Raw genomic sequence first — 26,076 nt, 5'->3', positions numbered from 1 at the left:
ATCGGTTATGATTGTTATGTTTAAACGCTCCGGGAGCGGGGCATTTTTTGTGTATTGACTTTAGTGATATATTCTAAACACAAACTCTTTTAGCATATTAAGGCTTTAAAAAAATAGAGATTCTCCTCGCTATTAACAACAAATCAATGAATACAGTAGATTGGCTAGGGTTTATTGGTGTATTTCAAATTCTATTGGCATATACGCTAAACGTATCAGGCAGATTAGAAAAGGATAGTTTAGTCTTTATTCTACTAAACCTCTTTGGTGCTATACTGGCTTGTTTAGCCTCTATACTTATGAAATATATCCCGTTTATAGTGCTTGAGGGAGTTTGGTCAATCGTATCATTCATTGCCCTGATAAAAAAGAGAAAACAGACAGGTAATAAAAACTATCAAGAATTACTTTAAATATGGAAGTTACAATATGGATATAGCGACTTTTGAAGGCACTTAATATACGGTTTATTAAATAGATCAGGCTTGGTTATAATTGTTATGTTTGAGCACTCTCGAGATGGAGCATCTTTTTTTGTGTTTTAGTTATAGAACAACTCTAAAAACTCACATCAAATTAGTACATTAATACTTTAAAGTAGACTCAATTCATTTTTTCACACTAGTCAGAGAAGCTTCTTACAATAATTAAGGATAGCGTTTATATTTAGAAATAGTAGGAATCCCTATTATTGAATCGTTAACGCAAACTCAAAGAAACACAGGTAACATTGATTAACCTGTTGAAAACCTAACGAACAAATAACACCATAAAAAATTGCAACTATGAAAATATTAAACATTTCAATAGAAAATTACAGAAATCTAAGCAGTGTTGATATACATTTTGATGCTACTTGCAACTTTATTGTCGGTGAGAATAATCTGGGAAAATCAAACTTGCTTAATTTGATAAATACTGTATTTACACGTAGGGCGTTTTGGATTGACGATTTTACGGATAAATCATTACCAATACATATTGAGCTTTGCTTACAACTTGCAGATGTAGAAATAGGTCATTTTGAAGATTTATTTGACCTTGAAGATTATTCCAAAATTAATATTGTATGCAAACAAGCATCGTCTGATGATAACCTTGAATATTACCATAAGGAAACTGAAACTTATATTGCGCCATCACTAATAAAATGTTTGAATTTTATTTTCTATGATTCTTTAAGAAATCCAATTGCAGAAATCAATTTTGATAAAGGTCGTGGAGTTGGACGATTCTTAACAAATATTGTAAAAGGATATTTAAGCGAAAAAGAGTTGAATACAGAGAGCTTGATAGATGGAGCAGAAATAGAAGGATTGATTACAGACCTAAATTCCAAACTCTACAAAATAAAGGCTTTTCAGGACTATGATGTTTCGGCTAGTATCGAGAATGAAATTGAACATTTGATTCCAAAATTAATATCCCTCAAAGATGGAAAGGGAGATACATTATCAAAGAGTGGTTATGGAGTTCAGTTTTTATTATTGGTTACGCTTTCGATTCTAGATAAGCTACAAACAATTACAGAACAAAGAGGTGAAAGAGGAGTTTTTGAAGATGAAGTATCAGGGGAAAAATCAATTTCATTAGTGTTAGGACTAGATGAGCCAGAAATTCATTTACATCCATATATGCAACGCTCATTGGTTAAATATCTCAATCGAGTAATGAACAATGAAAATGAGGATTTTGCATTATTAGTAAAAGAATTATTTGGGATAGATAAGTTTATAGGTCAGGTTATAATCGCAACCCATTCTCCAAACATTATATTAAATGATTACAAGCAAATTGTAAGAATATTTAAAGATGAGGACGAAGTCAAAATTATATCTGGCAGTAATATCCAATTAGGAGAACAGTTAAATAAACATTTATTTCTTCATTTCCCATTTATTAAAGAAGCCTTCTTTTCTCGATGTGCAATTTTTGTTGAAGGAGATTCGGAGTATGGTAGTTTTCCTTTTTTTGGAGAAAAACTAGGAATTGATTTTGACGATTTTGGGATTTCAGTTATTCAAGCTGGGGGTGATTCTGTAAAGCAACTTGTACAAATTGCAGAAAAGTTTGGAATCCCTTGTATTGGTATAAATGATAGTGATGGAGATAATGCTCCAACTGGAATAGATAATCTTTTGAAAACAAACGAATGTGACTTTGAGGCAGAATTGATGTTCTTGATTGACAATGAAAAAGAAGCCTTGTTGGAGGAAATAGTTTCTGAATATGATTCATTAAAAAATGAACGTGAATTAGATGCAAAAGCTATAAATAAAAGAGCTTTTAAAAAGTATGGTTTTTTGCCCTCTGCAATTGGTAAAAAATTAAAGCTATCGGAAATTGAAAAAACAGACATTGTACATTTAAAAGCGTTTTATTCAACATGGTTTTCTATTAATAAATCCCAAACATTAGCTCGGTTAATAGGATTGAGACTCGGGACAGAAGAAATTCCCGAAGTATATAAGAATTTGATTGTACAGGCTAAAGATATGTGCTAATGGATAGTTCTAAACTTGAAATAATAAAAACAAGGATAAAGGAGAAGCATCAAGGAGATAAAAAGCAGCTTGAAGTTATTTTCTCACCCGAAAAAAGAATTCTTGTAGAGGCACCTGCAGGCTATGGAAAAACTCATACGATGGTTAGTCGTATTGCATATTTGGTTGCAAGTAATCAAATTCCTTCACCTAAAAGACTTTTAGCACTCACTTTTAGTGTAAACGCTGCATATAAAATAAAAAAAGATGTAGGCAGAAACATTCCAGCACTACTTGATGGCGTTGGTAAAGAAATTAATATAAAGGATAAGTCTTATGTTTCAAATTATCATGGGTTTTGCAGAACAATTTTAAAAAAGTATGGGCAAAAGCTACATTCTAATTTATTAAACTTGGATACGTTGCTGTCAATTGATGATAGTGACCCGAGCAAATTAATGCAAACTTTTAAAAGTCTTTCACCTGAAGATGCAGAACTTTTATCAGAATTTAACATTTCTGTAAAAGAAATTAAAGGCACACAACTTAAAGAAAAAATTGACCGTTACAATGAAATTGTAATCTCAGAATTGTTAACTAAAGGAGCTATTCCCTTTAATGCAATTATAACCTTAACTATTAAATTATTTAAAGATTTTCCAAATATACTTTCGTTCTATCAGAACTACTACACTACGGTACTTGTTGATGAGTTTCAGGACACAAACATACTTAGTTATTGGTTATTGCACTATTTGGTAATTGATAAAACTAATGTTATATTTCTAGGTGATTCACTTCAAAGAATATATGGATTTATTGGAGCTATTCCCAATTTATTAAATCGTGCAACTGAGAAGTTTAAGCTTAAGGTGATTTCTCTTGATAAAAATTATCGTTTTGCATCTAATCCTAATATGCTTCAATTAGATAAAATCATAAGACAAAACGCATTAAATCCATTTTCCAACCCCGACTCTTTAAACTCAGAAATAGAGTTTTCCATCTACGATGAACAGAGTACTGAAGCATTGGAAGTTGTAAAAAAGACCCTTAAGACATTGCAAAATGAGAAAGAATCTAATTTGTCGATTCTTGTAAAACAAAGAGGACCCAATGTTGATTTTATAATTGAAACATTCAAACATAACAAGATACCATTTTTCTACGGGCTTTTTACCGATGAAGATGCTAATTATATAAACTTTAATCGTAAGTGTTTATATGAATTTATTGAATTAATTAAAGGCAATAAAAGAGTTACGAAAAAGCTAGGAAAATCTCATTCGAAGAAAATTAGAGAAATTTTTTCGGAGGATAATACTGCATTGATTCAAGCAATGTTTGAATTATTAGATGTTTTTTGGACACGTATTTTTATCGACTATTCATTTCTTACAGATGAAGACAGGATAAACTTAGTGAAAGATACTTTTGAACATAATGGATTAAAGCAATTTATGGAATTCCTTGATTCAAAAATTATTATTTCGACAGTCCATGCAGCAAAAGGTCTTGAATGGGATTACGTAATTTTACCTGATATGGAGCAAGATTTATTTCCCAATTGGTTTGGGCTATGTGGTAAATGTCAAAATAAGACTGATTGTAATTTCCTTGTAGATAAAGAAAATGAGAGTAAATTTCTTGAAGAATTAAGTGTTTTTTATGTAGCAGTAACACGTGCTAGAAAAAAAGTGTCTTTTACTGCAAGTAAACTTCAATTGACTAGATATAACCCTAAACAAAAAAATATTAGTTGCTTTATGAAGTTGCCTGGTATGGTAATATTACCCAACAACTAGCATTCAAGCACATGGGCTGTTCGCAGAAGCTATCAGATGACCATATAACCAACCAAAGAGCTTGCTCCAACACACCCCAGCTGACGTGCGTGATTTGCACCTACTCAAATCTCCAGTCTTCAGGCTGGAGGATCCCGATTATCGCCCAAACGGAACACACAATACAAAGATAACGCCCCCAAAGCTCCAGCCAATACTCCGATAGCCCAAGTTCTTTCATAACCAGATTTTTCTTATTTTTCGTATCACTTATAGCCTCCCCAAAAAACTTAAGCCGATGAAAATGCTTATCTGGACCGGAGCGATACTTGTCACGCTCGTCGTTGTGTTTCTTTTAGGGCCAAAACCGCCAACCCCGACGTTCGACGCTTCCCTTCCGTTGATTCAGGCCAATAGCTTGGCCGAGCTCGAAAAATCCATCACCGCTTCCGAAGCGAAGTTCCATATCAAGCCCGAAAACGAATCCCGAATTACCTGGGCCAACGACACCGCGAAAACGCAAACGGAATACGCCGTAATCTACCTGCACGGCTTCTCCGCCAGCCCAAAAGAAGGCGACCCCATCGATATTGAATTTGCTCGGCACTACGGCGCCAATCTTTACCGTCCCCGCCTTTCGGAACACGGACTCGTAAGCGATTCCCCTCTGGAAAACCTCACGCCCGACGGGTATATCGCCTCCGCAACGGAAGCGTTGGCCATAGGCAAAAAACTCGGCAAGAAAGTAATCCTGATGGGTTGTTCCACAGGATGCACGCTCGCCCTGTATCTGGCCTCCCAGCACCCTGAGGATGTGCAGGCGCTTATACTCTACTCCCCGAATATAGACCTGTACGACGGCACCTCCGCCCTGCTCCCCATGCCTTGGGGCGAAAAACTCGCTTCGGCGGTAATCGGAGGTTCATATTACACGCCAAACGTAGTGGGAGACGAAGCGAAATACTGGTACGGAAAATACCATATCAAAGGCTTGGTAGCGCTCAAACAACTGGTCAACGGCACCATGACCGACGAAACGTTCAAAAAAATTAAGCAACCAGTGTTTGTAGGGTATTACTACAAAGACGAACAGCGACAGGACAATACCGTATCCGTAAAGCGTATCGAGGAAATGTTCGACGCGATCAGCACTCCCGACGGCCTTAAAACGAAAAAAGCGTTTCCTAACGCCGGTGTCCACGCTATCGTATCGCGTTTCACCAGCGGGTCCGTTCCGGAAATCAAGGCCGAAACCGATAAGTTCGCTAGGGAGATTTTGAAAATGAAGCCGGGGAATTGACACACAGTACAAAGTAAAGAGTAAAGTGTAAATAGACCGCCCGTAACTTTAAAAGCATTATACTTACAGAAAAAGACTCTCATTGCATTCCAAAAAACTAATTTCAGGCTTTCATCTTTCTTCCATAACCATTACGTTTTTGGATGGAAGAAAATTTTGTAGCCATATTTAGAGATAAATACGCCGGAATGCATACTAGCCTAATGACAAAAAGCCCGTAACGATTAATCATTACGGGCTTTTTTCATTCAAAACCTTTTTGCTTAAACTGGTCAGACTTCTTGCGTTACGGCTTTGTGAATGGTTTTCCGTTTATGGAAACGCTTTATAAACGGATAGGCCAAAACAGATAAAAGTATAATGCCGGTACCGATGTAGAAACCGGGATTCAGCTCCTTGTTTTCGCCCAAGATAAAAATAGCCAGCACCATTCCGTAGACAGGCTCCATATTCACGGTCAGGTTCATGGCAAAAGGCGTGATCCTTTTCATCAGCTCCACCGATTCGGCGTAGGCGTATACGGTACAGATCAAGGCCAACACGGCCAAATAAACCCAGTCCATTCCCTCGGGGGACATCCTCAGAGCTTGGCCTTCGGCGAAATATTCTTTATAAAAGGGCAAAAACAATGTTACGACAAGCCAAGCTCCGGCCAGTTCGTAAAACGTAATCACTCCGTGGTGATAGTGGTTACTCAAGCGTCCGTTTATCACTGTAAATACAGCGGCCAACAATGCCGCGCCTATAGCCAATGCCAAGCCCAAAGCGTGATCAAACTCAAACAGGAATATCACGTACAATCCCAACACCACAGCCAATCCCATGGCCACTTCGTACCAGAGGATTTTCCGCTTGTTGGTCAATGGATCCAGAATACTGGTCCAAAAGGCGCACGTAGCCGCGCCAGCCAGCGTAATGGAAGCGTTCGCCACCTCGGCGGCCGAGAAGAAAAGCATCCAGTGTACCCCTATCAGTGCGCCCGTGCCCAACAGTTTCAGGGCCATCTTGCGTCCTACCGCCAGTTCGCTTCCCCTTTTCCAATAAGTCCAGGCGCCCAGCGCCAACGAAGCCACCAAAGTCCGGTAAAAGACAGTCTCGACGGCGGGAATCGTGATCAGCACGCCCAAAATGGCGGTGAATCCCCAGATAAAGACCAGAAAATGTAGTTTGAGATAATCTTTAAGCATCCCCAAATATATCTATCAACAAGTGTAGTGCAAAGTAAAGAGTAAAGCGTAAAAGAGACTGCCCGATAATGTTTTAAAAACCTACTGCTCAATAGAGTGCCAGTTTTAGGAATCAGGTTTTATGAATTAGGTACTGTATCGATGAATGCAACGGTCTTCCCCAAATCTAAAGAGGGAAATTATTCTTTGACTGTTCCTATACAGAAAAAGCGCCCGCTTCGGCTGAAGCGGGCGCTTTCGTCAGCGGTTTATGTTTTCGTTAAGCCAGTTCGGCTTCGCCAAATACCAAATCAAATTTCGAGGCCACTTCCCTAAGGTCGTCCACCACAGGTTTCAGCAACGGAATGCCTTCGGTCTTACGGATTCCGGCGATTTCACGCTCCGGATCTCCCGGAATGATTACTTTCTCCTGCCCTTCCACAGTTTCACAAGCGCGAAAACGGCCGATCCAGTTATCCATATTCTGTTTGAACTCGTCCACGGGGCGGAAAGCGTCCACGCGCATGGCACCGAGGAAATGTCCGATTCCTTCGCCCGGCATATTTTCGGCCAATGGCAAGAAGCTTACGAACGGAGGCACCCAAGGTCCGTAATTGGCGCCGGACAATACGGCCGACAAAATATCCACCATTGAGCCGAGGCAGTAACCTTTGTGGCTTGAGCGCACGCGGTCGCCACCCAAAGGCAACAACGCGCCACCGGATTTCAGGCCGTTGGCGTTGTTCTCCACGTTGCCGGCCTTGTCCTGAATCCATCCGTCGGGAGCGGGCTCGTTCTTGCGCTGAAGGATCTCCAACTTACCGTTGGCGGCAGTGGTGGTAGAGAAATCGGCCACAAAAGGAGGCTGTTCGCCCGCCGGCACCGCCATAGCGATAGGATTAGTGCCCAACATACGTTCCGTAGAGAAAGTAGGCGCCACCAAAGGACTGGCGTTTGTCATCGAAAAGCCGATCATATCGCGCTCCAGCGCCATCATGGCATGGTGTCCGGCAATTCCGTAATGGTTCGAATTCTTAACCGATACCCATCCGGAGCCTACATTCTCGGATTTTTCCATGGCGATACGCATGGCTTTCGGCGCCACTACAAGGCCAAGGCCCGAATCTCCGTCCACGGTGGCCGTGCTCGGAGTTTCGTGAACGATCTTTACCTTCGGCGTCGGGTTTACCCTTCCGGCTTCCCACAGGCGAACGTAGCCGATCAGCCTAGCCACACCGTGCGAATCCACTCCGCGCAAGTCGGCACCAAGCAAAACATCGGCTGCCAATTCGGCGTCATCCTCACTGCTACCCATTCTCAAAAACACCTCGCGGGTAAAGTCCTTGAGCGTCTCGTAAGTATATTTATGTAAGCTCATACTGTTCTATATCTAAGCGCAAACCGCAAATTTACGCATGAAAGGCAGGAAAACCAACTTCACCACAGCCCCGCAAGGTCCATCAGCCTTTGCAAATAGTCTCTGGTTTGGGCCAATAAGTTACCGTCCGGTTTTAGCCTGCGCCCTCTGGCCAACGCATTGGTCAGTCCAAATATTGTCCTGTAATCGGCATGCAATACCGAAGCGTATGATTTGAACGCTCCCGGATATTTCGTATTCAAAAATTCGTTAATACGAAGTATCTGGGTCCGCACACTCAGGCCCAAAGCAGATTTAAGGGAATCCCGGATTTCGGCCATTTCATCGGATACGGTTTCTTTTCCCAACAGCTCCAAATGCCTTTCAAACAAAACATTCAAGTCCTCTTGTTTACCAACCAAGAGACCATTCAGTGGCCCGGCATCCAAGCCCGGCACCCTGTAAGCCTCCATCGCCTTTCGTTTAAGGTCCAGAATTTCCCTTTCGAATTCCGCTCTCCACGCTTTTTCCGAATCCCGAACCACCAAAGTCACTGACGGCGACGCTATTTGGTGCTCATATAAATCATGAAAAGTCTGTCCCGGCTTTCGGCTGAACATATTCATAAAGAAAAGCTGGTTTGGCGGAATGGCACAAAGGCTCTTTTTCCGCGCCCACATCGACGCCAACTTCGTACTGGTATCGGCCCGAAGAGCACAACGGTCCAACATATACGGAACAAGCCTCTCAAGATACTCAAACACCGTCCCCGAAAACTTACGGATATTCAATCCCGAATTCCCCCGGCCCAGCGCGTCCACCATTTCCCCAAAAGCCCTGTCTTTCTTATATAGATGATAAAACTCAATGCTGAACTTCGACATCATTTCGGAGTATTGATGGACATTTTCCAAAGTGATAATATCGTCACCGCTTTTGGCTATCACGCCCGCAAACTGAAAGTGCCAAGGAAAGTAAATATGCTCCGCCCGGTTTTTCGCCGTCCCCATTTTCATCGATCGGTCAAAAAAGCTTTCGAAATCCGAACACTCCGCCCTTTCTTCCATAAAAACGCCACGCTCGTAAGCCGGACCGGAGTAGGTCGTAAGTCCTTCGCAAAGTTCCGGATCGGCGAAGCGGTTTATTCCCAAATGTTCGCTTTGCCGTTCGTACACCGCTTCCGGCAACTTTTCAAAATCTCTTTTCACCACGGGCGCTTGACCTTCCCGCAAGGCCTCGTCGGTGACATTGTAACTCGGCAATGCCCGGGAGGGATATAGCGCACCCTTTCTCGACATCACCGTAAAAATTTTGTGCGCTACCCGGTCGGCGCTTTCGGCGCTGTTAAACGGCTCTTCCACTTCCGAATCCCCGGGAAAATTCAATCTGGCGTTCAAGTGTTTTCCATACGGGATATTGAGTGTCTCGTGCATAAAAAAGATACATTCGTCAGACTCCCCCACCGCTTCGAACTGATCGCCGTCAAAACAGATTTCCACCAAAAAAAGCTCACTCTCTATCCCTTCCCTATCCGGAACAATCACTGAAAAAGGTCTTTTCACCAATCTGATTTTCGCTTTTCTGGCGCTTAGCGCATCGTTACTCTCCTCTATTTTTTCTTCGGAAGCATAAAAAACGAACGAAGCGTAAGTTTCCTCAATAGCCAAATCGCCAGCATCGGAGACTTTTAGCCTCGGTTTCTTTGGTCGTTCGCTAGCCACAAGGGATTCGGCAGTCCGTTGGTCCTGAAAGTGACCTTCGCCATAAAGATCTCTACCTGAAAAAGTTAATTTCGATTTCGTATATCTATCCCCAAACCATTGTTGGGAGGAAAATTCCGCTCCGGACGGTCCCGCCCGGTAACGTTCGGGCTCTACGATATGATAACATTGGACAGGCGGCAACACTCCCGCTCCTCCGGAACCGACAGCCGTTTTTCTAGTTTTGGGATTTTTTTGTTCTGGTTTACGAAACATGGAAAACTCAAGGCCGTAATTCCGGTAAGTAGGCGCCTACTTTGCAACAATACATAGGCACTTCCGGTTTGTCCGGCTATTCGCCACAGACCGTAAAAATCCCAACAACTTACGGAGGCGCAACCTTCGAAACATAACAAACCAATGAAAAGCATTACTAAAATTCTCTTGGCCCTAACCGTTTTGTTTAGCGCATGCGGATTAAACAAGAAAGCGTCGAAGCCGGAAGAGGCACAAAAAGGCACAAAAACTTTCCACGATTTCAGCGCCGAAACCATTGACGGCAAAAAGCTGGAATTCGCCAGCCTCAAAGGCAAAAAAGTGCTTATAGTAAACACCGCCTCAAAATGCGGATTCACTTACCAGTACGAGGGGCTCCAAAAACTCCACAAAGCGCACGGCGACAAACTGGTTATTTTGGGATTTCCTTCCAACAACTTTGGGGCGCAGGAACCCGGAAGCAACACCGAAATCGCGGAGTTCTGCCAGAAAAACTACGGTGTGGATTTCCAGATGTTCGCTAAAATCGACGTAAAAGGCGACAACGCGCACCCGCTGTTTAAGTGGTTATCCGACAAAAATCAAAACGGCTGGAACAACGAAGGCCCCTCCTGGAACTTCACCAAATTCTTGGTCAACGAAAAAGGCGAGCTGGTAAAGGTTTACGGCTCCAAGATCAAGCCTATGTCGGACGAAATTCTTCAGGCTATTTAATCCAGTATTTGGTATACAGTATCAGATATTAGGTACTATACTGATGAATGTGCCTTAACGAAAAACTCCCCGCCGGACTTTCCGACGGGGAGTTTTTCGTTTTATCGACCTTCGATTAAATATCCAGATACCTTAACAGCAAATCGATTCTGTCTTTTTCGTTATAGTGTTTGCGTTCCTCTTCAAAACGCCCTACCACATCATATTTGAAGCGCTCCAATGTGGCCACTATATGACTCAGCTCCGAACGGTCAAGCTTCAGGGTTACCGACAGCATATGCGGTGTTTCCGGATCTTCGTGAGCGTGCACGCTCAGAATCTTCGTGCTTTCCGCTTCGATAATCCGGGCCAATTCCGCCAAGGAATAGTCGATAGCTTTCATCGAAAGAATCACGATACCTCCCGGACGCTGGATGGCGGAACTTCCTGCCAAAGCTTTTACGGCTTGACGGAGCGTAACCACCCCCATAAAACTGCCTTTGTCACCCATTACGGCCACCATATCCACCTCGTTGCCCGTGGCTAGGCGGATAATATCGTAAAGGTGTTGGTTCATCCCCACGGCGCAATCTTTCGCCACGAGGTTGTAATCGCCAACGCTGGCCGCCAAGTCATTGTTCTCCAGAATCAACTGTTCGGAGATCATGCCCTTGAATTCCTTTTTCTCAATTACCGGCAACTCATGAACCCGCATTTCCTCCATCCATAAAAGGGCCATCTGCGAGCTGTCTTTCGGTTTCAGAGGGGGAATCGCGTAGTTTATAAGTTCTTCGGCAATCATAGGCTAGAGTGTTTTCTCAAGAAATTCGTCAAGGTGACTGTTAAAGTCATCCGGCCTTTCCATCATCGGAGCGTGGCAACATTTGTCGATAAACCTTAGCGTGGAATTCGGTAACAAATGGTTGAACTCATGCGCTACGGCCGGGGGCGTAATAGTGTCGTTCAGTCCCCAAATTAACAAGGTGGGACAGGTTATGTTCGGAATCTCCTTGGAGAGGTTATGGCGTTGGGCCGATTTGGCTATAGCCACAATATTCATGCATTTCGGGATACTTTTGGTAATGTTGAACACCTCGTCCACATATTCCTTGGTAGCCACTTTAGGGTCAAAGAATGTGTATTCGACCCTTTCTTTGATGTATTCGTAACTTCCGCGCTTGGGAAAAGAGCCTCCCAGGGCGTTTTCGAACAGGCCTGAGCTTCCGGTCAGGGCCATGGCCTTTACCCGCTCGGGGTGCTTGAGCGTATACATAAGCCCCACGTGCCCACCCAACGAGTTTCCGATTACGGTAAACTTGTCAAGGTCCATCATTTCCACAAAACCCTCGATGAATTTCACCAGCGTCTCAAGGCCGGCTTTCCTCAAAGGCATATCGTAGATAGGCATCATCGGGACAATGATTCTGTAACGCTGACCAAACTTATTGACCACGCTCCCCCAGTTACTCAACGCGCCGAAAAGACCGTGCAAAAGCACCAAAGCCTCTCCTTCGCCCTGATCTATGTAGCGGTAGTTTCCCGCTTCTTTTATTTCTATTCCCATAATAAAAGCGCTTCCGTTAAGCTCGCAAAATAAGCGAAATATGACAATTTATCAACGACTCTTACAGTAGTGAGACAACCAGTTGCTTAGCAATCTGAGACCGTGCTCAGTAAGCGCCGCTTCGGGATGAAACTGCAAACCATTCAATGGCAACGACTTATGGGAAACAGCCATAATTTCATCTTCAGCCGTAGTAGCCGTAACAGTCATTGAGTCAGGCAATTCCTTCAAAACCAGTGAATGATAGCGAATTACTTCAAATTTTTCGGGAATTCCATCGAACATCGGCCCACCGACATGCCGGATTACCGAAGGCTTGCCGTGCATTGGCTTTATCGCCTTTTCGACGCTTGCGCCGAAGTATTCGCCCAAGGCTTGGTGGCCAAGACAAATGCCGAGTACCGGAAGGCGGTTATGGAAATAATCGACGGCCTCCATCAGACCTCCGGCATCAGAAGGCTTCCCAGGACCGGGTGACAGTACTACCCCGTCATAATCGCCTTTCATAGTTTCCAGAGAACAATCGTTGCGAAGCACTTTACACCTCGCTCCAGACTGTTCCAGATAATCCACCAAGTTATACGTAAACGAATCGTAATTGTCTATAACCAGAATCACTTAACTTTCTTGATTATTTTCTTAAAATCGTCAAACGTCTCCGTGACGTACGGCCAAACCGGCTTAATGCCCTCCACCGCGGCCGGAGCCAAAGCCGAAACCTGCGGGTAAACCAGACTATCTTTGGCCCAAGACTTTTCTTCCAATCCGGCGTTATTGAGAATCCACAGCAATACGCTGACTCCGAACACCCACTTCAATCCTCCCACCACAGCTCCGATGCCTTTGTCTACGGAACCCAAAAACGTCTTGTCCAGCAAAGTTTTCAGCGCTTTGCTGGTCAGGTTTGTCGCCAGAATAATAGCGACGAAAATAATTACAAATGCCACGTAAGGGACCACTTCCGTTGAAGCCTCCCAATACTTGGACAATATGTCCGTGCCTTTTTCCAACAACACAAACGCTCCGACAATAGCCAAAAACAAGCCCAGCAACGAAACCAGTTCCGTGATAATACCGCGGGAATAGCCCCGGTAAACACCGAACAGCACGGTCAGAATCAAAATAATATCGATGATTTTCATATTGGATCACTCAAAGAATAACTCCCGGCAAACCGGCGGTTTGGTTTTAAGTATTTGGTATCAGGTCTTAGGTATTTAGTCCTCGATATATTCACCCATTGAATACCTAAGGCCCAATACTTGACACCAAATACCTACAGAGTTTATTCTCTCCATCTTACAGGTCAAAAAAATACGACCCGCAAAGCAAATGTCGCGGGCCAATAAAATCCGCTGTTAGGCCAGCAAAGCTTTTACGGTAGCGGCAACCACTTTTCCGTCGGCACGGCCGGCGAATTTCTTGGTGGCCACACCCATCACTTTACCCATATCTTTCGGGCCTTGGGCTCCTACCTGCTCGATAATCGCCTGCAATTCCGCCTTAAGCGTTTCCTCGTCGAGTTGCTCGGGCAAGTAGCGCTCGATTACCTCAAGCTCCACCAATTCCTTGTCGGCAAGGTCCTGACGGCCTTCTTTGGTATAAATGTCGGCCGATTCCCGGCGTTGCTTGGCCGCTTTGGTAAGCAAGGCCATTTCCTTGTCCTCGCTAAGGCCTTCGCCGGCACCTTTTTCCGTTTCTGCCAACAGGATCATCGACTTAATCGCCCTGAGCGTCCTCAAATCGTCTTTACGCTTTTCGCGCATCGCACTCTTAATATCCTGGTCAATCCTGTTTTTAAGGCTCATTTCTTTTACTGATTTGGTTTTGACTTTGCTTTGTTGATAAAATAGCGATCTAAATTGTAAATTGAGGCCGAAAGGCCAATAAACTGGCGGGAAAATCGAAAAAAAAACAGAAACGGACGATTCCCCGGCCTTCGGGTCGCAAAATTACAAAAACTGACTCCCCATGACTAAACTGAGCGTTAATATCAACAAAGTGGCGACGCTCCGCAATTCGCGCGGACACGACAACCCGAACGTGGTGCAGGTAGCCAAAGACTGCGAGCGTTTCGGCGGACAAGGCATCACCGTCCACCCGCGCCCGGACGAAAGGCATATCACGAAAAAAGATTGCTACGATTTGTTCGAGATCGTCACCACGGAGTTTAACATCGAAGGATATCCGGACGAACGCTACATGAAAATCGTCGAAGAGACCAAACCGGCGCAAGCCACGCTGGTGCCCGACGCCCCGGACGCCATCACCTCAAACGCCGGCTGGGACACTGTTGCCAACGCCGAGCTTCTGAAAGGAATCACCAAGAGGCTTCAAGCCGCCGGAGCGCGCGTTTCTATTTTCGTGGATCCGGATCCTGTAATGGTGGAAGGCGCCGCCAAAATCGGGGCCGACCGTGTGGAACTGTACACCGAGCCTTACGCCGACGGATACGAAGCTGACAGAGAAGCTGCGGTGAAGCCATACGTGGAGGCGGCCGAAAAGGCAAAAGAACTCGGATTGGGCATCAACGCCGGACACGACTTGGACCTGAACAATCTCCGCTACCTGAAAGAGCGCATCCCTAATCTTGACGAGGTATCGATCGGTCACGCGCTGATTTCCGACGCTTTGTATTTCGGTTTGGAGAACACTATCCAGATGTATCTTAGGGAACTGGACGTATAAATGCGGCATTTGTAGCGAACGCCTATAATCAGAAAGCGCAAAAGGAAGCTAAAAAAGCGAAAAACAAGGTAAAAATCAAGGACGGAAACAAACAAGCAAGTTGAGGTTTGTGAAAATCACGGCTTCACTAATTGAACTTTACCTTTTTTTTGCATCACATGACCGGGAGTTCTTAATGAATTGAAATTTTAATGCATCGAGATTTGTTAATGTAACTACACTTTCTTTTACTTTTGCACTCATAGAGGATTCGTTCAAAACACATGGTTTGGGAGCGCCCCGGTTTCGGGGCGCTTTTTTTATTTTCCCAGCACAAAAAAGCCCGTAAAAGATTAATCGAATACGGGCTCAAAATCCGGAAATACCAGAACGCTATTTTCTAAACCGATCAGGCTTTCACCTTTTCGATGATCCCATCCAAATCAAGCTTTGTCTGCTCGCCCTCGCGCATGTCTTTCATTGTCAGTTGGCCAGACTCCATTTCGTCAGAGCCAATCAGCAACACGTACGGAATGCCTTTCTTGTTAGCGTAGTTCATCTGCTTCTTCAACTTGGCCGATTCCGGGAAGATCTCGGCGCTGATTCCTTGCGCGCGCAACTTGGCCAAAACGCCCAAAGAATATCTCTCGGCGGTTTTGTCAAAATTGACGATCATCACCTGGGTGGTTTCCAAACGGTCTTTAGGGAACAGATCAAGCTCTTCCATCACATCGTAAATACGATCGATGCCGAAAGAGATGCCCACGCCGGAAACGCCATCCAAACCGAACACGCCGGTGAGGTTGTCATAACGTCCGCCACCGCTTACGCTACCGATCTTCACATTGTTTACTTTCACTTCGAAGATTGCGCCCGTATAATAAGAGAGCCCACGGGCCAAAGTGATGTCAAAATCAACGTGGTCGTTCTCCAAACCAAAGTCTTTCAGGTAAGCGAAAGTGTCCTCAATCTCGGCGATGCCTTTCAGGCCAGTTTCGGACTCGGCCAAAAACTCCTTCATGCTGGCGATACGCTCCTCGTTGGTTCCCGAGATATGGAACAGAGGTTTGATCTTCTCTACAGAATCCTCTCCGAATCCGCGCGAACGAAGCTCGTCAAGCACTTTCTCTTCACCGATCTTGTCCAACTTGTCAATGGCCACGCAGAATTCGCCTTCACGGCCCTCGGCGCCCACCACTTCGGTAATTCCCGTCAGGATCTTACGGCTGTTGAGCTTGATGCCGTAATCGTCTATGTCCAAATTCGAGAATACCTCGTTGATCATCAACACGATTTCCGCTTCGCAAATCAGCGAATCGGTGCCCACCACATCGGCGTCACACTGATAGAACTCGCGATAACGCCCCTTTTGCGGACGGTCGGCGCGCCATACCGGCTGGATCTGGTAGCGCTTGAACGGGAAAGTCAGCTCGTTACGGTTCATCACCACGTAACGGGCGAAAGGAACCGTAAGGTCGTAACGCAATCCGCGGTCGCAAATCTTTGTCGCTAAGTGTTTTGATCCGGCCTCGATATCCTCCGGTTTCGCATCCTTCAGATAATCTCCCGAATTAAGCACCTTGTACAACAACTGGTCACCCTCGTCGCCATATTTTCCTGTCAGCGTATTAAGGTTTTCCATTGAGGGCGTTTCCAGGGGCATAAAGCCGAAATGCCCGAAAACACTGCGGATCGTATTAAAAATATGGTTTCTGCGCACCATTTTGTCGGGTCCAAAATCTCTGGTTCCTTTCGGGATACTCGGTTTTTGCTTTGCCATCTGGATATTCTATTTATAATGGGCCTAGACTCGCATCCAAACCCCACACTTATGATTCTTCGGTCAAATTCGTCGGGCCACGCAACACACGCGCTCCCAAACGAGTTGCAAAAATACAAAAACAAGCCGAAAGGCGATCCGTTGTCGGAGAATATTCGGAAGACAAAGGCCTAATCCTCCGGCAAATAATCGCCCGTTTGTTTCATAATTGTCCGGCGATCGTTTAAATTTGCGGACTGTTTAAGAACTGAATCAAAGAAACTAGAATCATGGCATCTACAAGCTTGAACAAAAAAGCTTCTCGCCTCAAGGGCAGAGCTAGAAGAAGAGCTACTTCTTTCAAGGTTAACGGCTTCACTCCGGTAATCAAGAAAGTTGACATCGAGGAATTGAAGAAACAATTCGCTTCATAATCGATACTTTCGAGAAAATTACAGGCCTTCGGGCCGAGAGAGCAAAGCTTTTACCGCTTTGCTTTTTTTGTGCCCAGTATTTCCGCACACCCCCATAACGGCCGACGAAACCACATTTTTTCCCGCCAATCTTGAAATTGGAAAGTGATCGCCGTATTTTCAAAAAAAATTCGACATGAAACACACAGCTTTTTTCATAGCCTTATTGTTTTTGGCCTTTACCGCATCAGCCCAGCACGACGTGGACCGTCCTGTCAGCTCTTTTTCCAAAATCCGCGTGTTCAATAAAGTGAAAGTTCACCTGGTGAAAGGGTCGAAAATCTCCGTAAGGATCAAGACCAACGACAACATCACTACCCAAGACGTAGTGACTGAAGTGAAAAACAACGAACTGAAGATAAAGCTCCGCACTAAAGTGTACCGCGACATAAAAGTGGACGCTTACGTAACGTACACCGACTTGCAGGAACTCAGCGCTTCGGCCGGAGGCAAAATTGTATCTAACGGCACAATGGAAGTCGACAACCTGACAGTGGAAGCCGGCGCCGGCGCCCGTATCGAGATTCCGGTAACAGCCGACTTTATCACCGCCAGCGCATCAAGCGGGGGCGAAATATCGCTCAAGGGATCAGCCAACAACCTGAAAGCCACAGCCGGATCAGGCGGAGTGATAGACACTTACCACCTCAAGGCAAAAGAGGCTTACGTAAAAGCCAATACCGGCGGACACGTAGACGTACAGCCACTCGAAGTTTTGGAAGCCCGCGCCTACACCGGCGGAATAGTGAACTACAAGGGCAACCCAAAGAAGCTGGACACCAAAAAATCGGTTGGCGGAACAATCAACCAACAATAGATACAGCCAACAAAAACATTCACGGCCCGTTCCCTTTCCGGAACGGGCTTTTTCTTGCCGGAAACCTCCGTTTCGGCCTTTGCTTGATTCTTCGTAACTTTGCGCCTCGGCGCGGCGTATGCGCCGTTTAGCATTCCGCTACTGACTGACACATATGAAACTACAAAACGATCTGATACTTCGTGCCGCAAAAGGCGAGAAAACCGAACGCACTCCCGTATGGCTTATGCGCCAAGCGGGCAGAATTCTTCCTGAGTACCGAGCCGTACGCGCCAGCGTCAGCGGATTTATCGAGCTGGCCCAAACGCCGGAACTCGCCGCCGAGGTGACCATCCAGCCCGTTGACATCTTGGGTGTGGATGCCGCCATCATTTTTTCCGACATCTTGGTGATTCCGGAAGCGATGGGACTGCCCTACGAAATGGTTGAAAAACGCGGTCCTTGGTTCCCGGAGACCATCAGTTCGGAAGCCGATTTGAAAAAGATCCGGGTGGCGGATCCCGAAACCGACCTCAATTACGTGCTTGAGGCTATCAAAATCACGAAGAAAGAACTCAACGGCCGTGTTCCGCTTATCGGTTTTGCCGGTGCGCCTTGGACCATTTTCTCTTATATGATCGAAGGGGCGGGAAGCAAGACTTTCTCCAAGGCAAAACGTATGCTCTATACCGAGCCAACGCTTTCGCACAAGCTTCTGGACATGATTACCGAAAGCACCATCAAGTACCTTCACGCTCAGGTAGACGCCGGCGCCGATATGGTACAGATTTTCGACTCTTGGGCCGGAATCCTTTCCCCTGAGCAGTTCAACACTTTCGCTCTGCCTTATATCTCGAAAATCTGTGACGCGCTCATGCCTAGGGTTCCTGTGACCGTTTTCGCAAAAGGCGCATTCTTCGCCCGTGCCGAAATGGGCAAGCTCAACTGCAACACCGTTGGCTTGGACTGGAACATGGATATCGCAGAATCGCGAAAACTTGTAGGAGCGGACAAAACACTTCAAGGCAACCTGGACCCGTGCGCGCTTTACGGTTCGTTTGAAGAAGTGAAAAAATCTACGGAGAAAATGCTTGACGCATTCGGATCCGAAAAACACATCGCCAACCTCGGCCACGGTTTATACCCGGATATCGACCCTGAGAAAGTGAAATGCTTTATCGATACCGTGAAAGAATACAGTGCGAAAATGCGCTGATTTATATAGTACAGAGTAAACAGTAAAGTGTAAAGAGTACTTGGTTCGAATATCTGTAACTTTACTCTGGCATTCTTAAAGGCGATTGGGCTTCGGTTCTGTCGCCTTTATTTTTTCAGGAACAGCCTGGGGATTTTATACTTAGCCAGCTTATCGGCTTTTTCGTCCAGCCAATTCCAACGAAACCTTCTTCCCACAAAGAAATTGATCGTACTACTCTGGTTGCTGACCTGCGTATCATAAAGCCCATCGGCACCCGGCGCTCCCTGTCGCCGTGACATGGCGGTGACTCCCATATACAGATGCTTGCCATTATAGCCCATTCCCGCCCGCATCAATGCGTAAATTCCCAATGAATTCGTCTTCTCCAAAGGCACGTCGTCATCCATCGGCGTAAAAACCGTTTTGCGATAATTGATACCCGGCAAAAGGGCCAAACTGAAGAAAAATCGTTTGCCTATCACCAAATTATAACCGTATCCCACAGAAATCCCGGCGTTAATCATTTTCAATCGCTGGCCGTCAAGCTGATCACCAAGCGTGTCCCTGACCACGGGAGGCAAAATCGATTCGTCTCCGTTATCCAGAAAAGAGTAAGAAGCCGAAACTCCCAGCAAAAACGAGCCCGTGCTTTTCATCTGGCGCTCGTCACCAAGAAAAGACGAACGCAAAGAGTACTTTTTCGGATTGAAAACATAAACAAAATCGCCACCGACAAACCGCGAACGCATATTGGGAAACTTATAAATTTCGGGTTGCCCCTGCAATTCGCTGAATACTCCCTCTTTCGGGTTCTCCATATACATTCCCCTCAGGCTGGAAAAGTAAACATCAAAGAAATAACGCTTTGCGTAAGTGCTCGCCTGCAGATCTATCCCCCGGGTTTTTCCGTAACGATCATTGTCATTGTTGATGATCGGCAGGTTAAACGCATAACTCACCGACGTATGCCGGTAGCTGAAACCGGCGCCAAAGTTCACGTTACTATTCGTCGAGTATTTCAGTTCAGTTTCCTTACCAAGCTGATCTTCGAATTTCAGATTCCAAGTATTGGACCTTACAATACCGTAAAGTTTTACGGAAAAAAGATCCCGATAATTCACTACGTACGAGCTGTCCAGAAAGACGTGTTGACTTTGCGCTACCGCCAAGTTATTCAAGGCCAAGACAGCCAATAACATAAGTCCGAACAGAATTGACTTTCCCGTTTTTTTCCAATACTTCCTCATCAGAAGTTCCGCTCCGATCAAAGCCACTGGGGTTTCATTTGAGAACATTCTATAAATATAAGGCCCAAGCGCCAATTAGTCAGCGTAAAACTCATTACATCAGGGTCAAACACTGAATTTTGGTGCGAAACGGTTTATCCTGATCCTGAATTTTCGGAGCCAAATCAAAAAATGAAAACTTATTCCTATCAATTTCACCGAAAAATACGATTCGCATCCCGACCGCTGACAATTAAACCGAGAGGGTCAATAAACTCTCCCGAGAAATTCGCCCAAGACAAAATACAAAAACGGGAAATGGTCGGAATATATCAGTTTCTGGTCAGTTTCTATCAGCCAAACCTGCTATCAAAGCGTTTATTGCGAGAAAATCCGAAGCTTCATTGCTCCATCGTCCAACATAATACGGTCAGCTTGACTTGAAAGCTATCGTGAATCAATCTATGGAAAAAACAGCAATTCTTATTTTTCAACTCTATACTTAGACAAAAACGAGTCTATACTTCTTATTACTGGAAATATAGACTCTAAATAGAAGTTATTATATAAATTTTTTAAGCTATTTTAGCCTTTTACTTTTTCCAACAAATAGCTTTTTAAATGAAATCAATACTCCGTCTTATTCTCGTCTCGATTTTTATCGCTTTGCTTTCGGCTTGCGGTGACAAAAACCAAAGCAAAGAACCAGCCTCCGCCCAAGAAATGATAACCATAGACTTGAATCAAGAATTCGAGTCCAAACCTATTCCATTAAGCCAAATCGCCAAAGACATTCGGGTTATACGTTTGAGTTCTGAGGAAGAGTCTCTTATGCGCTACTTTAGAGGCTTTGTCGGGAAGAAATATATTATCTCAGTCACTAGAAAAAATATTCTGCAATTCGACTCAAACGGAAAGTTTATCCGCACAATCACCCGAAGCGGAAAAGGGCCAAGAGAATTCAGCCAAATGGTAATGAGTTGGGCCGTGGACGACCACGAGAAACACTTATTTTACAATGGTTTTAAAAACAACTATATCTGCAAGTTCAATCTGGAAACAGGTGAATTCGAAAAAGACATTAATATTCCTATAGAGCATTGCAGTGATATATTCAATATGGCTTCCGTCAATGACACCACTTTAGTGATTGCTCCGAACAAGTACAAAAGCTCTGGCTATGAATATTTTTCCCTTAGCCATTCCGGAAGAATCATTGACGGCTATAAGCGAAAACCAATTGCAAAAGAGCTATGGCCCAAGTCCTTTAACAAACCAACTCTTAAAAAAGCGGACGATGAACACCTTCTACTCTTGACGAATCAATCAGAGCCAATGTACAGGCTGGACAAAAAACGAAGGGATCCTGTATTGCAGATCCAAGGCAAGGATACCACCTTTATCGATGAAGGATTTATTGTCAGCTTTATGAATTGCACGCACACATCGGAAAAATACACATACCTAACACTTTCGAAAGTTAAAGAAGCATTTGGGGCCATAATGACAGCCGGTGACGCCTCTTATCTCTACGACAAGAAAAAAAATGAAACTGTAGAAATAAAAAAATTCACCTATGATACGTACGGGATACCGTTAGGTAAGCGCCTGATGAATCTTGACAGAGGCGTTTTCTATTGTTCAGTAAACGCTATCGATCTAAAAAACAAATTGGATAAGATTATTGAGAAAAACGAACTGCCCAAAAAGGAAATGGAATGGGTAAAAAACCTTCAGGATAAAGTGAGCGAGGATGATAATCCAGTTATTTTTTCCGGTAAATGGATATAAAGCCTGAGATAACTTATATCCTAAAAAATAAAAACGAGGTTATTCTTAATGGAATAACCTCGTTTAATATTTCCCTTAACACTAAAACACCGTGAACGGATAGAAATGCATTATTGCACGGCGATTTCTTCAAGCTTTTTACCGTGCCACGGGCAATAGTTCCAAGTTCCGTTCATTTCCTTTTTGTCCACCGGACATTCCTTCGGCGCTGAAAAAGTTGCCAATGGAAATTCCCAATGAGCTTTTTTTCCCATAAAAGCCATTCTGAACTTTCCCTTCCGAGTTGGGTCCATGACCCTGCTTCCGTCCCCTTCCAGCCCTTGGAAAACATAGAAGTTCATATTCTCTCCCAGTTTTCCAAGCATATTTTTAAACATGGGTTTCATCATCGATAAAAACGTTTGCAAGTTGGCGTCAAACTCCCCTTCGCCCAAAACCTTGTACTCGCTTCCATCTACCATATTTTTCAAAACCATACTTTCCGCCATCTCCTCAGGGCTGACAGTGTTAGTTAGATTACCTAACGGACCTATCTCCCCTTTTAACACTACAAACACATTATATGGACGCACATATCCCATCATTTCTTCTATTTGGGACTCTGTTATAGCTTCATTACTTCTAAATGAGAATTCCCAAAACTCCTGAGGCATCCACCATGCCAGCGCAACATTCTTCCCTTGGGTCATATTGACTTGGGTTTCCCGAATAAGCTGATTCAAGTCAATCTTCTTTTTTTGGGCGAATCCTACTGTTGACAACAAAAAAAACGAAAAGGCTAAAAGATAAATTTGCTTCATCGAAAACTCATTATATTAATACAACAAAAATTCAAAAACTAAATAAATCATTTGAATCGAATTAACCATCTTTAAAAAGGGAAAAAGATACTCCCCACTTACAAACGGCTATTCCATTCTTTTCTAAAAATATCTTTCAGAGATAGAAAATTGTATCCAACTAAAGCAACTGGAAGAAAAAAAGTCTAACAGACGCTAGAAACAAGCACATAACGACAATGAACTCATCTCGACTTTTGAAACCAAGCCATCTGGATCATGAAAAAATAGAAAAAGGTTGCGGGTATTTGAGTCTACCAAACACCAAAACCGCAACCTTCCGTGTACCAGATGTACCAAGTACTCCCCAAAGATACGATAGTGAACGAAATTTTGCCTCATCTCACGGTCGCAAAAAGAGGGTTTGTTAGCCTCGCTGACCTGAGTGAGATAGTCAATTGTATCTTGTACAAGCTCAAGACCGGCGTTCAATGGCATATGCTTCCCATGTGCATGTTCTTTACGGGAAAACCTTTATAAAACTGTCCATAAGCGCTTTAGGCAGTGGAGCGTACTCGGTGACTGGAAAAGGGCCTGGACAAGGATTTTACTGAAATATTCGGGATTTCTGGACCTCTCCAGCGCCGATCTTGACGGAAGCCACGCCAAGGCTCTGCGGGGTGGAGAGATGGTGGGATACCAAGGGCGGAAAAAAGCCAAGACGACGAACGCCATTTACCTGACAGACAGGCAGGGCATCCCGTTGGCGATGTCCCGTCCGGAGGCGGGTAACCATAATGACATGTATAACATTGAGAACTCGGTTGAAACGATTGTCAAGACTCTTAACGAAGCCGGAATCAGCGTGGACGGCCTGTTTCTCAATGCCGACGCCGGATTTGACGGAGAGAGGCTTCGGACGGTGGCTTTCCGGTACGGGATTAACGTGAATATCCCTAAGAATGAGAGGAATAAGGCCTCTGACCATTTCGATATTCTGGACGACCAACTGTATCAGGAGCGCTATTCCATAGAAAGGACCAACGCCTGGATGGACAGTTATAGATCTTTGCTTAACCGTTTCGATACTACCGTATCAAGCTGGGAAGGGCTTAATTATCTCTCTTTCATTGTAATTGGTCTTCGAAAGATCATGAAAAGAAAAAAGTCGAGATGAGTTCTTTTTAATCTTAAACTTATCCCCAACAATTTTATTTTTACTTTCCGAAAAGATATTCAGTCTACTTGACGTTTTATTCGAGATAGATGACATAACATATATCGCCCATAAATCTTTATCAATACGACCAAATGTAAAACCTGATATTCCAATAAATATTTCATCCACAAATTGCCCATATTGATCGTATTTAGCGATTTTGTTTGCCTGATGATCTAGTATTGCTATTTGTCCATCCTCATCAACATGAAAATCCTTAATAGAGAGATATTCACCAGGTCCCTTTCCCATCTTATCTATCTTAAACTTAAATACCCCTTGGTCATTAAAACAATATATCTTCTCAGATGCCAATCCATAGAAATTCCCTTTCCTAACTTTAAACTCATCAAATTCTGATAAATAATCGCTTACCCCCTTTAGCTTCACGACCTCAAACGTACCCGAATCAATTTTTATATTTGAATCAATATTTTCACCAACTCGCCCCTTCAGCACTTTCATAGAAGATCCAGATTGCTTCTCATTATTTCTATCTACTTGACAAGACAGAAATACCAGAACGGGAAATAGAAATAAAACCAATCTCATATTTATTATTTTTATAGAGCATTCCTACCTCCGATTTATTAGAAATAACGTGAGCTTGGAATTTAACCGACTCAAATACAGTCAGGTAAAGAAGGGATCGTCCAGAAAGATCAATGTTTGAGTATTTGTTTATTTGTGTTTTTGTACAAACCGAATAAACACAACTGGACATGACCGTTCTGGACACTCTCAAATTAACTGAAATTTTCATCGCTTCCGACGATTTCTGCAAACGATTGGACGAGTACCACAAGGAGAAAGGAATCGGAAACCAGAAGAAATCCGGTAGGCCCGCGACGATGAGTGACAGTGAAATCATGACGGTTTTGATATTCTTTCACCTCTCCGGCATCCGGTGTTTCAAGTGGTACTACAACAACGTGCTTATGGTTTACCTGAGAAGCTACTTTCCGGACCTGCCGGACTACACCACTTTCCTTACCGCCTCAAACCGGGTTTTCGCTCCCATGACGCTTTTTATGCAGGCCGTCAGGCTGTCTCCCCGGACAGGCCACAATTACGTGGACTCCAAACCTCTGGCCGTGTGCCACAACAAAAGAATAAAACAACACAGGGTTTTCGCCGGAATCGCCAAACGTGGCAAGAGCTCGATGGGATGGTTCTTCGGGTTTAAGCTCCATGCCGTCATAAACGAATACGGACAGCTGGTCGTCGTCAGGATATCTTCGGGAAATGTATCGGACAACAACCACAAAATGCTCAGGTCACTCACCAAAGACCTGCAAGGGTTCCTCTATGGGGACAAAGGGTATATTTCCAAACTCAGGGACGAACTCAGGGGCAAAGGCCTAACCTTGGTCACAAAGCTCAGGAGTAAAATGAGGCCCAAAGAAATGCTTGCCGAAGAGCAAAAACACTATTTGAAGCACAGGGGGCTAATCGAATCGGCGTTCGATATCCTCAAACATGTTTGCCAGATTGAACACTCAAGGCACAGAAGCGTCAAAGGGTTTCTAATCAACACAATAGCCGCGTTACTCGCTTATACTTTCCTTGACAAAACACCTGAATGCCCTAAATTCCCCAAGAAGCTGGGGAAGTGGGATAGGAAGATGACGATTGAACTAATCTAATATTTCGATTCCAAGTTCACGTTAGAAATAGGAATGCATTATTTTTCTTCAACCTAAAACACTTCTTGCTAGCACTTAAAACCTTTCGCCCTACGCATTTAATTGCTCCTGTTTTTATTAGGCGTTATCACGAATGATTTTGTATGGCCTGAAGTTGTATCAGTTCTGTCGACTCGAATAAGAGGGATGATTGAAATTC

Annotated in this window: 23 protein-coding genes and 1 pseudogene; 12 read left to right on the top strand and 12 right to left on the bottom strand. The window is 44.1% G+C overall.

From position 1 onward, the window contains the following. Nucleotides 1–146: 146 nt before the first annotated feature. The 4 genes from AABK39_RS05185 (at nucleotide 147) to AABK39_RS05170 (ending at nucleotide 5,567) form a co-directional block, all read left to right on the top strand. Nucleotides 147–413, top strand: a complete 267-nt coding sequence (locus AABK39_RS05185; RefSeq protein ID WP_338393852.1) for a CBU_0592 family membrane protein — start codon at nucleotides 147–149, stop codon at nucleotides 411–413. A gap of 372 nt (nucleotides 414–785) precedes the next feature. Then, a complete protein-coding gene (locus AABK39_RS05180; protein WP_338393851.1) occupies nucleotides 786–2,504 on the top strand; it encodes an ATP-dependent nuclease in 1,719 nt (572 codons plus the stop codon). Next, on the top strand, nucleotides 2,504–4,288 hold the full coding sequence (locus AABK39_RS05175) for an ATP-dependent helicase (protein ID WP_338393850.1): 1,785 nt from the start codon (nucleotides 2,504–2,506) through the stop codon (nucleotides 4,286–4,288). Before AABK39_RS05180 ends, AABK39_RS05175 begins: the two co-directional genes overlap by 1 nt. Nucleotides 4,289–4,565: 277 nt before the next feature. After that, a complete protein-coding gene (locus AABK39_RS05170) occupies nucleotides 4,566–5,567 on the top strand; it encodes an alpha/beta hydrolase (RefSeq protein WP_338393849.1) in 1,002 nt (333 codons plus the stop codon). A 272-nt stretch (nucleotides 5,568–5,839) separates the two neighbouring features. On the opposite strand, the gene AABK39_RS05165 is transcribed toward AABK39_RS05170, so the two are convergent. The 3 genes from AABK39_RS05165 to AABK39_RS05155 form a co-directional block, all read right to left on the bottom strand. Next, nucleotides 5,840–6,754, bottom strand: coding sequence for a DMT family transporter (locus AABK39_RS05165; RefSeq protein ID WP_338393848.1), 915 nt, complete (start codon nucleotides 6,752–6,754; stop codon nucleotides 5,840–5,842). Nucleotides 6,755–7,013: 259 nt separating this feature from the next. Beyond that, nucleotides 7,014–8,111 carry an Ldh family oxidoreductase gene (locus tag AABK39_RS05160; RefSeq protein ID WP_338393847.1) on the bottom strand — a complete coding sequence of 366 codons (1,098 nt, stop codon included), beginning with the start codon at nucleotides 8,109–8,111 and terminating at the stop codon, nucleotides 7,014–7,016. Between the two features lie 59 nt (nucleotides 8,112–8,170). Next, nucleotides 8,171–10,066, bottom strand: coding sequence for a hypothetical protein (locus tag AABK39_RS05155; RefSeq protein WP_338393846.1), 1,896 nt, complete (start codon nucleotides 10,064–10,066; stop codon nucleotides 8,171–8,173). Between the two features lie 144 nt (nucleotides 10,067–10,210). Here AABK39_RS05155 and AABK39_RS05150 point away from each other — a divergent pair, with 144 nt between their 5' ends. Further along, on the top strand, nucleotides 10,211–10,780 hold the full coding sequence (locus AABK39_RS05150; RefSeq protein ID WP_338393845.1) for a glutathione peroxidase: 570 nt from the start codon (nucleotides 10,211–10,213) through the stop codon (nucleotides 10,778–10,780). A gap of 115 nt (nucleotides 10,781–10,895) precedes the next feature. Here the strand turns inward: AABK39_RS05150 and AABK39_RS05145 are convergent, their stop codons facing one another. The 5 genes from AABK39_RS05145 to AABK39_RS05125 all read right to left on the bottom strand — a co-directional run bounded on the left by AABK39_RS05145 (nucleotide 10,896) and on the right by AABK39_RS05125 (nucleotide 14,131). Continuing rightward, entirely contained in the window at nucleotides 10,896–11,561 is a 666-nt protein-coding gene (locus AABK39_RS05145; RefSeq protein WP_338393844.1) for a CBS domain-containing protein, read from the bottom strand. A 3-nt stretch (nucleotides 11,562–11,564) separates the two neighbouring features. Continuing rightward, nucleotides 11,565–12,323, bottom strand: a complete 759-nt coding sequence (locus AABK39_RS05140) for an alpha/beta fold hydrolase (protein WP_338393843.1) — start codon at nucleotides 12,321–12,323, stop codon at nucleotides 11,565–11,567. A gap of 51 nt (nucleotides 12,324–12,374) precedes the next feature. Continuing rightward, the gene (locus tag AABK39_RS05135; RefSeq protein ID WP_338393842.1) at nucleotides 12,375–12,941 is read right to left on the bottom strand and encodes an anthranilate synthase component II; all 567 of its coding nucleotides are present in this window, start codon (nucleotides 12,939–12,941) and stop codon (nucleotides 12,375–12,377) included. After that, nucleotides 12,938–13,465, bottom strand: a complete 528-nt coding sequence (locus tag AABK39_RS05130) for a CvpA family protein (protein ID WP_338393841.1) — start codon at nucleotides 13,463–13,465, stop codon at nucleotides 12,938–12,940. The genes AABK39_RS05135 and AABK39_RS05130 overlap by 4 nt, the downstream gene beginning before the upstream one ends. Nucleotides 13,466–13,681: 216 nt before the next feature. After that, entirely contained in the window at nucleotides 13,682–14,131 is a 450-nt protein-coding gene (locus AABK39_RS05125) for a GatB/YqeY domain-containing protein (RefSeq protein ID WP_338393840.1), read from the bottom strand. 163 nt (nucleotides 14,132–14,294) lie between these two features. On the opposite strand from AABK39_RS05125, the gene AABK39_RS05120 reads away from it, so the two are divergent. Beyond that, nucleotides 14,295–15,011, top strand: coding sequence for a pyridoxine 5'-phosphate synthase (locus tag AABK39_RS05120; RefSeq protein ID WP_338393839.1), 717 nt, complete (start codon nucleotides 14,295–14,297; stop codon nucleotides 15,009–15,011). Nucleotides 15,012–15,399: 388 nt separating this feature from the next. Here the strand turns inward: AABK39_RS05120 and hisS are convergent, their stop codons facing one another. Further along, complete coding sequence (gene hisS, locus AABK39_RS05115; RefSeq protein ID WP_338393838.1) at nucleotides 15,400–16,770, bottom strand: histidine--tRNA ligase; 1,371 nt, start codon at nucleotides 16,768–16,770, stop codon at nucleotides 15,400–15,402. Between the two features lie 269 nt (nucleotides 16,771–17,039). Between hisS and AABK39_RS05110 the strand changes: the two genes are divergently transcribed. The 3 genes from AABK39_RS05110 (at nucleotide 17,040) to hemE (ending at nucleotide 19,234) form a co-directional block, all read left to right on the top strand. Continuing rightward, the gene (locus AABK39_RS05110) at nucleotides 17,040–17,183 is read left to right on the top strand and encodes a hypothetical protein (RefSeq protein ID WP_338393837.1); all 144 of its coding nucleotides are present in this window, start codon (nucleotides 17,040–17,042) and stop codon (nucleotides 17,181–17,183) included. Nucleotides 17,184–17,358: 175 nt separating this feature from the next. Next, a complete protein-coding gene (locus tag AABK39_RS05105; RefSeq protein WP_338393836.1) occupies nucleotides 17,359–18,039 on the top strand; it encodes a head GIN domain-containing protein in 681 nt (226 codons plus the stop codon). Between the two features lie 154 nt (nucleotides 18,040–18,193). Next, entirely contained in the window at nucleotides 18,194–19,234 is a 1,041-nt protein-coding gene (gene hemE / locus AABK39_RS05100; RefSeq protein WP_338393835.1) for a uroporphyrinogen decarboxylase, read from the top strand. A 107-nt stretch (nucleotides 19,235–19,341) separates the two neighbouring features. On the opposite strand, the gene AABK39_RS05095 is transcribed toward hemE, so the two are convergent. After that, entirely contained in the window at nucleotides 19,342–20,511 is a 1,170-nt protein-coding gene (locus tag AABK39_RS05095) for a DUF4421 domain-containing protein (protein WP_338393834.1), read from the bottom strand. 552 nt (nucleotides 20,512–21,063) lie between these two features. Here AABK39_RS05095 and AABK39_RS05090 point away from each other — a divergent pair. Further along, the gene (locus AABK39_RS05090) at nucleotides 21,064–22,233 is read left to right on the top strand and encodes a 6-bladed beta-propeller (protein ID WP_338393833.1); all 1,170 of its coding nucleotides are present in this window, start codon (nucleotides 21,064–21,066) and stop codon (nucleotides 22,231–22,233) included. Nucleotides 22,234–22,343: 110 nt separating this feature from the next. Here the strand turns inward: AABK39_RS05090 and AABK39_RS05085 are convergent, their stop codons facing one another. After that, nucleotides 22,344–23,033: a hypothetical protein gene (locus tag AABK39_RS05085; protein ID WP_338393832.1), complete on the bottom strand. Its 690-nt coding sequence runs from the start codon at nucleotides 23,031–23,033 to the stop codon at nucleotides 22,344–22,346. 330 nt (nucleotides 23,034–23,363) lie between these two features. Between AABK39_RS05085 and AABK39_RS05080 the strand changes: the two are divergent. Beyond that, nucleotides 23,364–24,189: pseudogene (locus tag AABK39_RS05080) on the top strand (IS5 family transposase). Here the strand turns inward: AABK39_RS05080 and AABK39_RS05075 are convergent. After that, the gene (locus AABK39_RS05075) at nucleotides 24,109–24,783 is read right to left on the bottom strand and encodes a 6-bladed beta-propeller (protein ID WP_338393831.1); all 675 of its coding nucleotides are present in this window, start codon (nucleotides 24,781–24,783) and stop codon (nucleotides 24,109–24,111) included. The pseudogene AABK39_RS05080 and the gene AABK39_RS05075 sit on opposite strands and share 81 nt — an antisense overlap. A gap of 170 nt (nucleotides 24,784–24,953) precedes the next feature. Between AABK39_RS05075 and AABK39_RS05070 the strand changes: the two genes are divergently transcribed. After that, nucleotides 24,954–25,877, top strand: a complete 924-nt coding sequence (locus tag AABK39_RS05070; RefSeq protein ID WP_338393830.1) for an IS982 family transposase — start codon at nucleotides 24,954–24,956, stop codon at nucleotides 25,875–25,877. Nucleotides 25,878–26,076 lie beyond the last annotated feature (199 nt).

The organism is Fulvitalea axinellae, assembly GCF_036492835.1.
GTDB classification, from domain to species: Bacteria; Bacteroidota; Bacteroidia; order Cytophagales; family Cyclobacteriaceae; genus Fulvitalea; species Fulvitalea axinellae.
Note: the sequence above shows the minus strand (reverse complement) of the source record. Positions and strands in the feature narration are given on the sequence as shown.

What these genes read in the sequence shown, in the direction of transcription:
- AABK39_RS05160 (WP_338393847.1), bottom strand. Translation starts at nt 8,111, where the DNA reads ATGAGCTTACATAAATATACTTACGAGACGCTCAAGGACTTTACCCGC.
- AABK39_RS05185 (WP_338393852.1), top strand. Translation starts at nt 147, where the DNA reads ATGAATACAGTAGATTGGCTAGGGTTTATTGGTGTATTTCAAATTCTA.
- AABK39_RS05140 (WP_338393843.1), bottom strand. Translation starts at nt 12,323, where the DNA reads ATGGGAATAGAAATAAAAGAAGCGGGAAACTACCGCTACATAGATCAG.
- AABK39_RS05130 (WP_338393841.1), bottom strand. Translation starts at nt 13,465, where the DNA reads ATGAAAATCATCGATATTATTTTGATTCTGACCGTGCTGTTCGGTGTT.
- AABK39_RS05145 (WP_338393844.1), bottom strand. Translation starts at nt 11,561, where the DNA reads ATGATTGCCGAAGAACTTATAAACTACGCGATTCCCCCTCTGAAACCG.
- AABK39_RS05075 (WP_338393831.1), bottom strand. Translation starts at nt 24,783, where the DNA reads ATGAGATTGGTTTTATTTCTATTTCCCGTTCTGGTATTTCTGTCTTGT.
- AABK39_RS05085 (WP_338393832.1), bottom strand. Translation starts at nt 23,033, where the DNA reads ATGAAGCAAATTTATCTTTTAGCCTTTTCGTTTTTTTTGTTGTCAACA.
- AABK39_RS05165 (WP_338393848.1), bottom strand. Translation starts at nt 6,754, where the DNA reads ATGCTTAAAGATTATCTCAAACTACATTTTCTGGTCTTTATCTGGGGA.
- hisS (WP_338393838.1), bottom strand. Translation starts at nt 16,770, where the DNA reads ATGGCAAAGCAAAAACCGAGTATCCCGAAAGGAACCAGAGATTTTGGA.
- AABK39_RS05125 (WP_338393840.1), bottom strand. Translation starts at nt 14,131, where the DNA reads ATGAGCCTTAAAAACAGGATTGACCAGGATATTAAGAGTGCGATGCGC.
- AABK39_RS05150 (WP_338393845.1), top strand. Translation starts at nt 10,211, where the DNA reads ATGAAAAGCATTACTAAAATTCTCTTGGCCCTAACCGTTTTGTTTAGC.
- AABK39_RS05170 (WP_338393849.1), top strand. Translation starts at nt 4,566, where the DNA reads ATGAAAATGCTTATCTGGACCGGAGCGATACTTGTCACGCTCGTCGTT.
- AABK39_RS05090 (WP_338393833.1), top strand. Translation starts at nt 21,064, where the DNA reads ATGAAATCAATACTCCGTCTTATTCTCGTCTCGATTTTTATCGCTTTG.
- AABK39_RS05180 (WP_338393851.1), top strand. Translation starts at nt 786, where the DNA reads ATGAAAATATTAAACATTTCAATAGAAAATTACAGAAATCTAAGCAGT.
- hemE (WP_338393835.1), top strand. Translation starts at nt 18,194, where the DNA reads ATGAAACTACAAAACGATCTGATACTTCGTGCCGCAAAAGGCGAGAAA.
- AABK39_RS05110 (WP_338393837.1), top strand. Translation starts at nt 17,040, where the DNA reads ATGGCATCTACAAGCTTGAACAAAAAAGCTTCTCGCCTCAAGGGCAGA.
- AABK39_RS05105 (WP_338393836.1), top strand. Translation starts at nt 17,359, where the DNA reads ATGAAACACACAGCTTTTTTCATAGCCTTATTGTTTTTGGCCTTTACC.
- AABK39_RS05155 (WP_338393846.1), bottom strand. Translation starts at nt 10,066, where the DNA reads ATGTTTCGTAAACCAGAACAAAAAAATCCCAAAACTAGAAAAACGGCT.
- AABK39_RS05095 (WP_338393834.1), bottom strand. Translation starts at nt 20,511, where the DNA reads ATGTTCTCAAATGAAACCCCAGTGGCTTTGATCGGAGCGGAACTTCTG.
- AABK39_RS05070 (WP_338393830.1), top strand. Translation starts at nt 24,954, where the DNA reads ATGACCGTTCTGGACACTCTCAAATTAACTGAAATTTTCATCGCTTCC.
- AABK39_RS05120 (WP_338393839.1), top strand. Translation starts at nt 14,295, where the DNA reads ATGACTAAACTGAGCGTTAATATCAACAAAGTGGCGACGCTCCGCAAT.
- AABK39_RS05175 (WP_338393850.1), top strand. Translation starts at nt 2,504, where the DNA reads ATGGATAGTTCTAAACTTGAAATAATAAAAACAAGGATAAAGGAGAAG.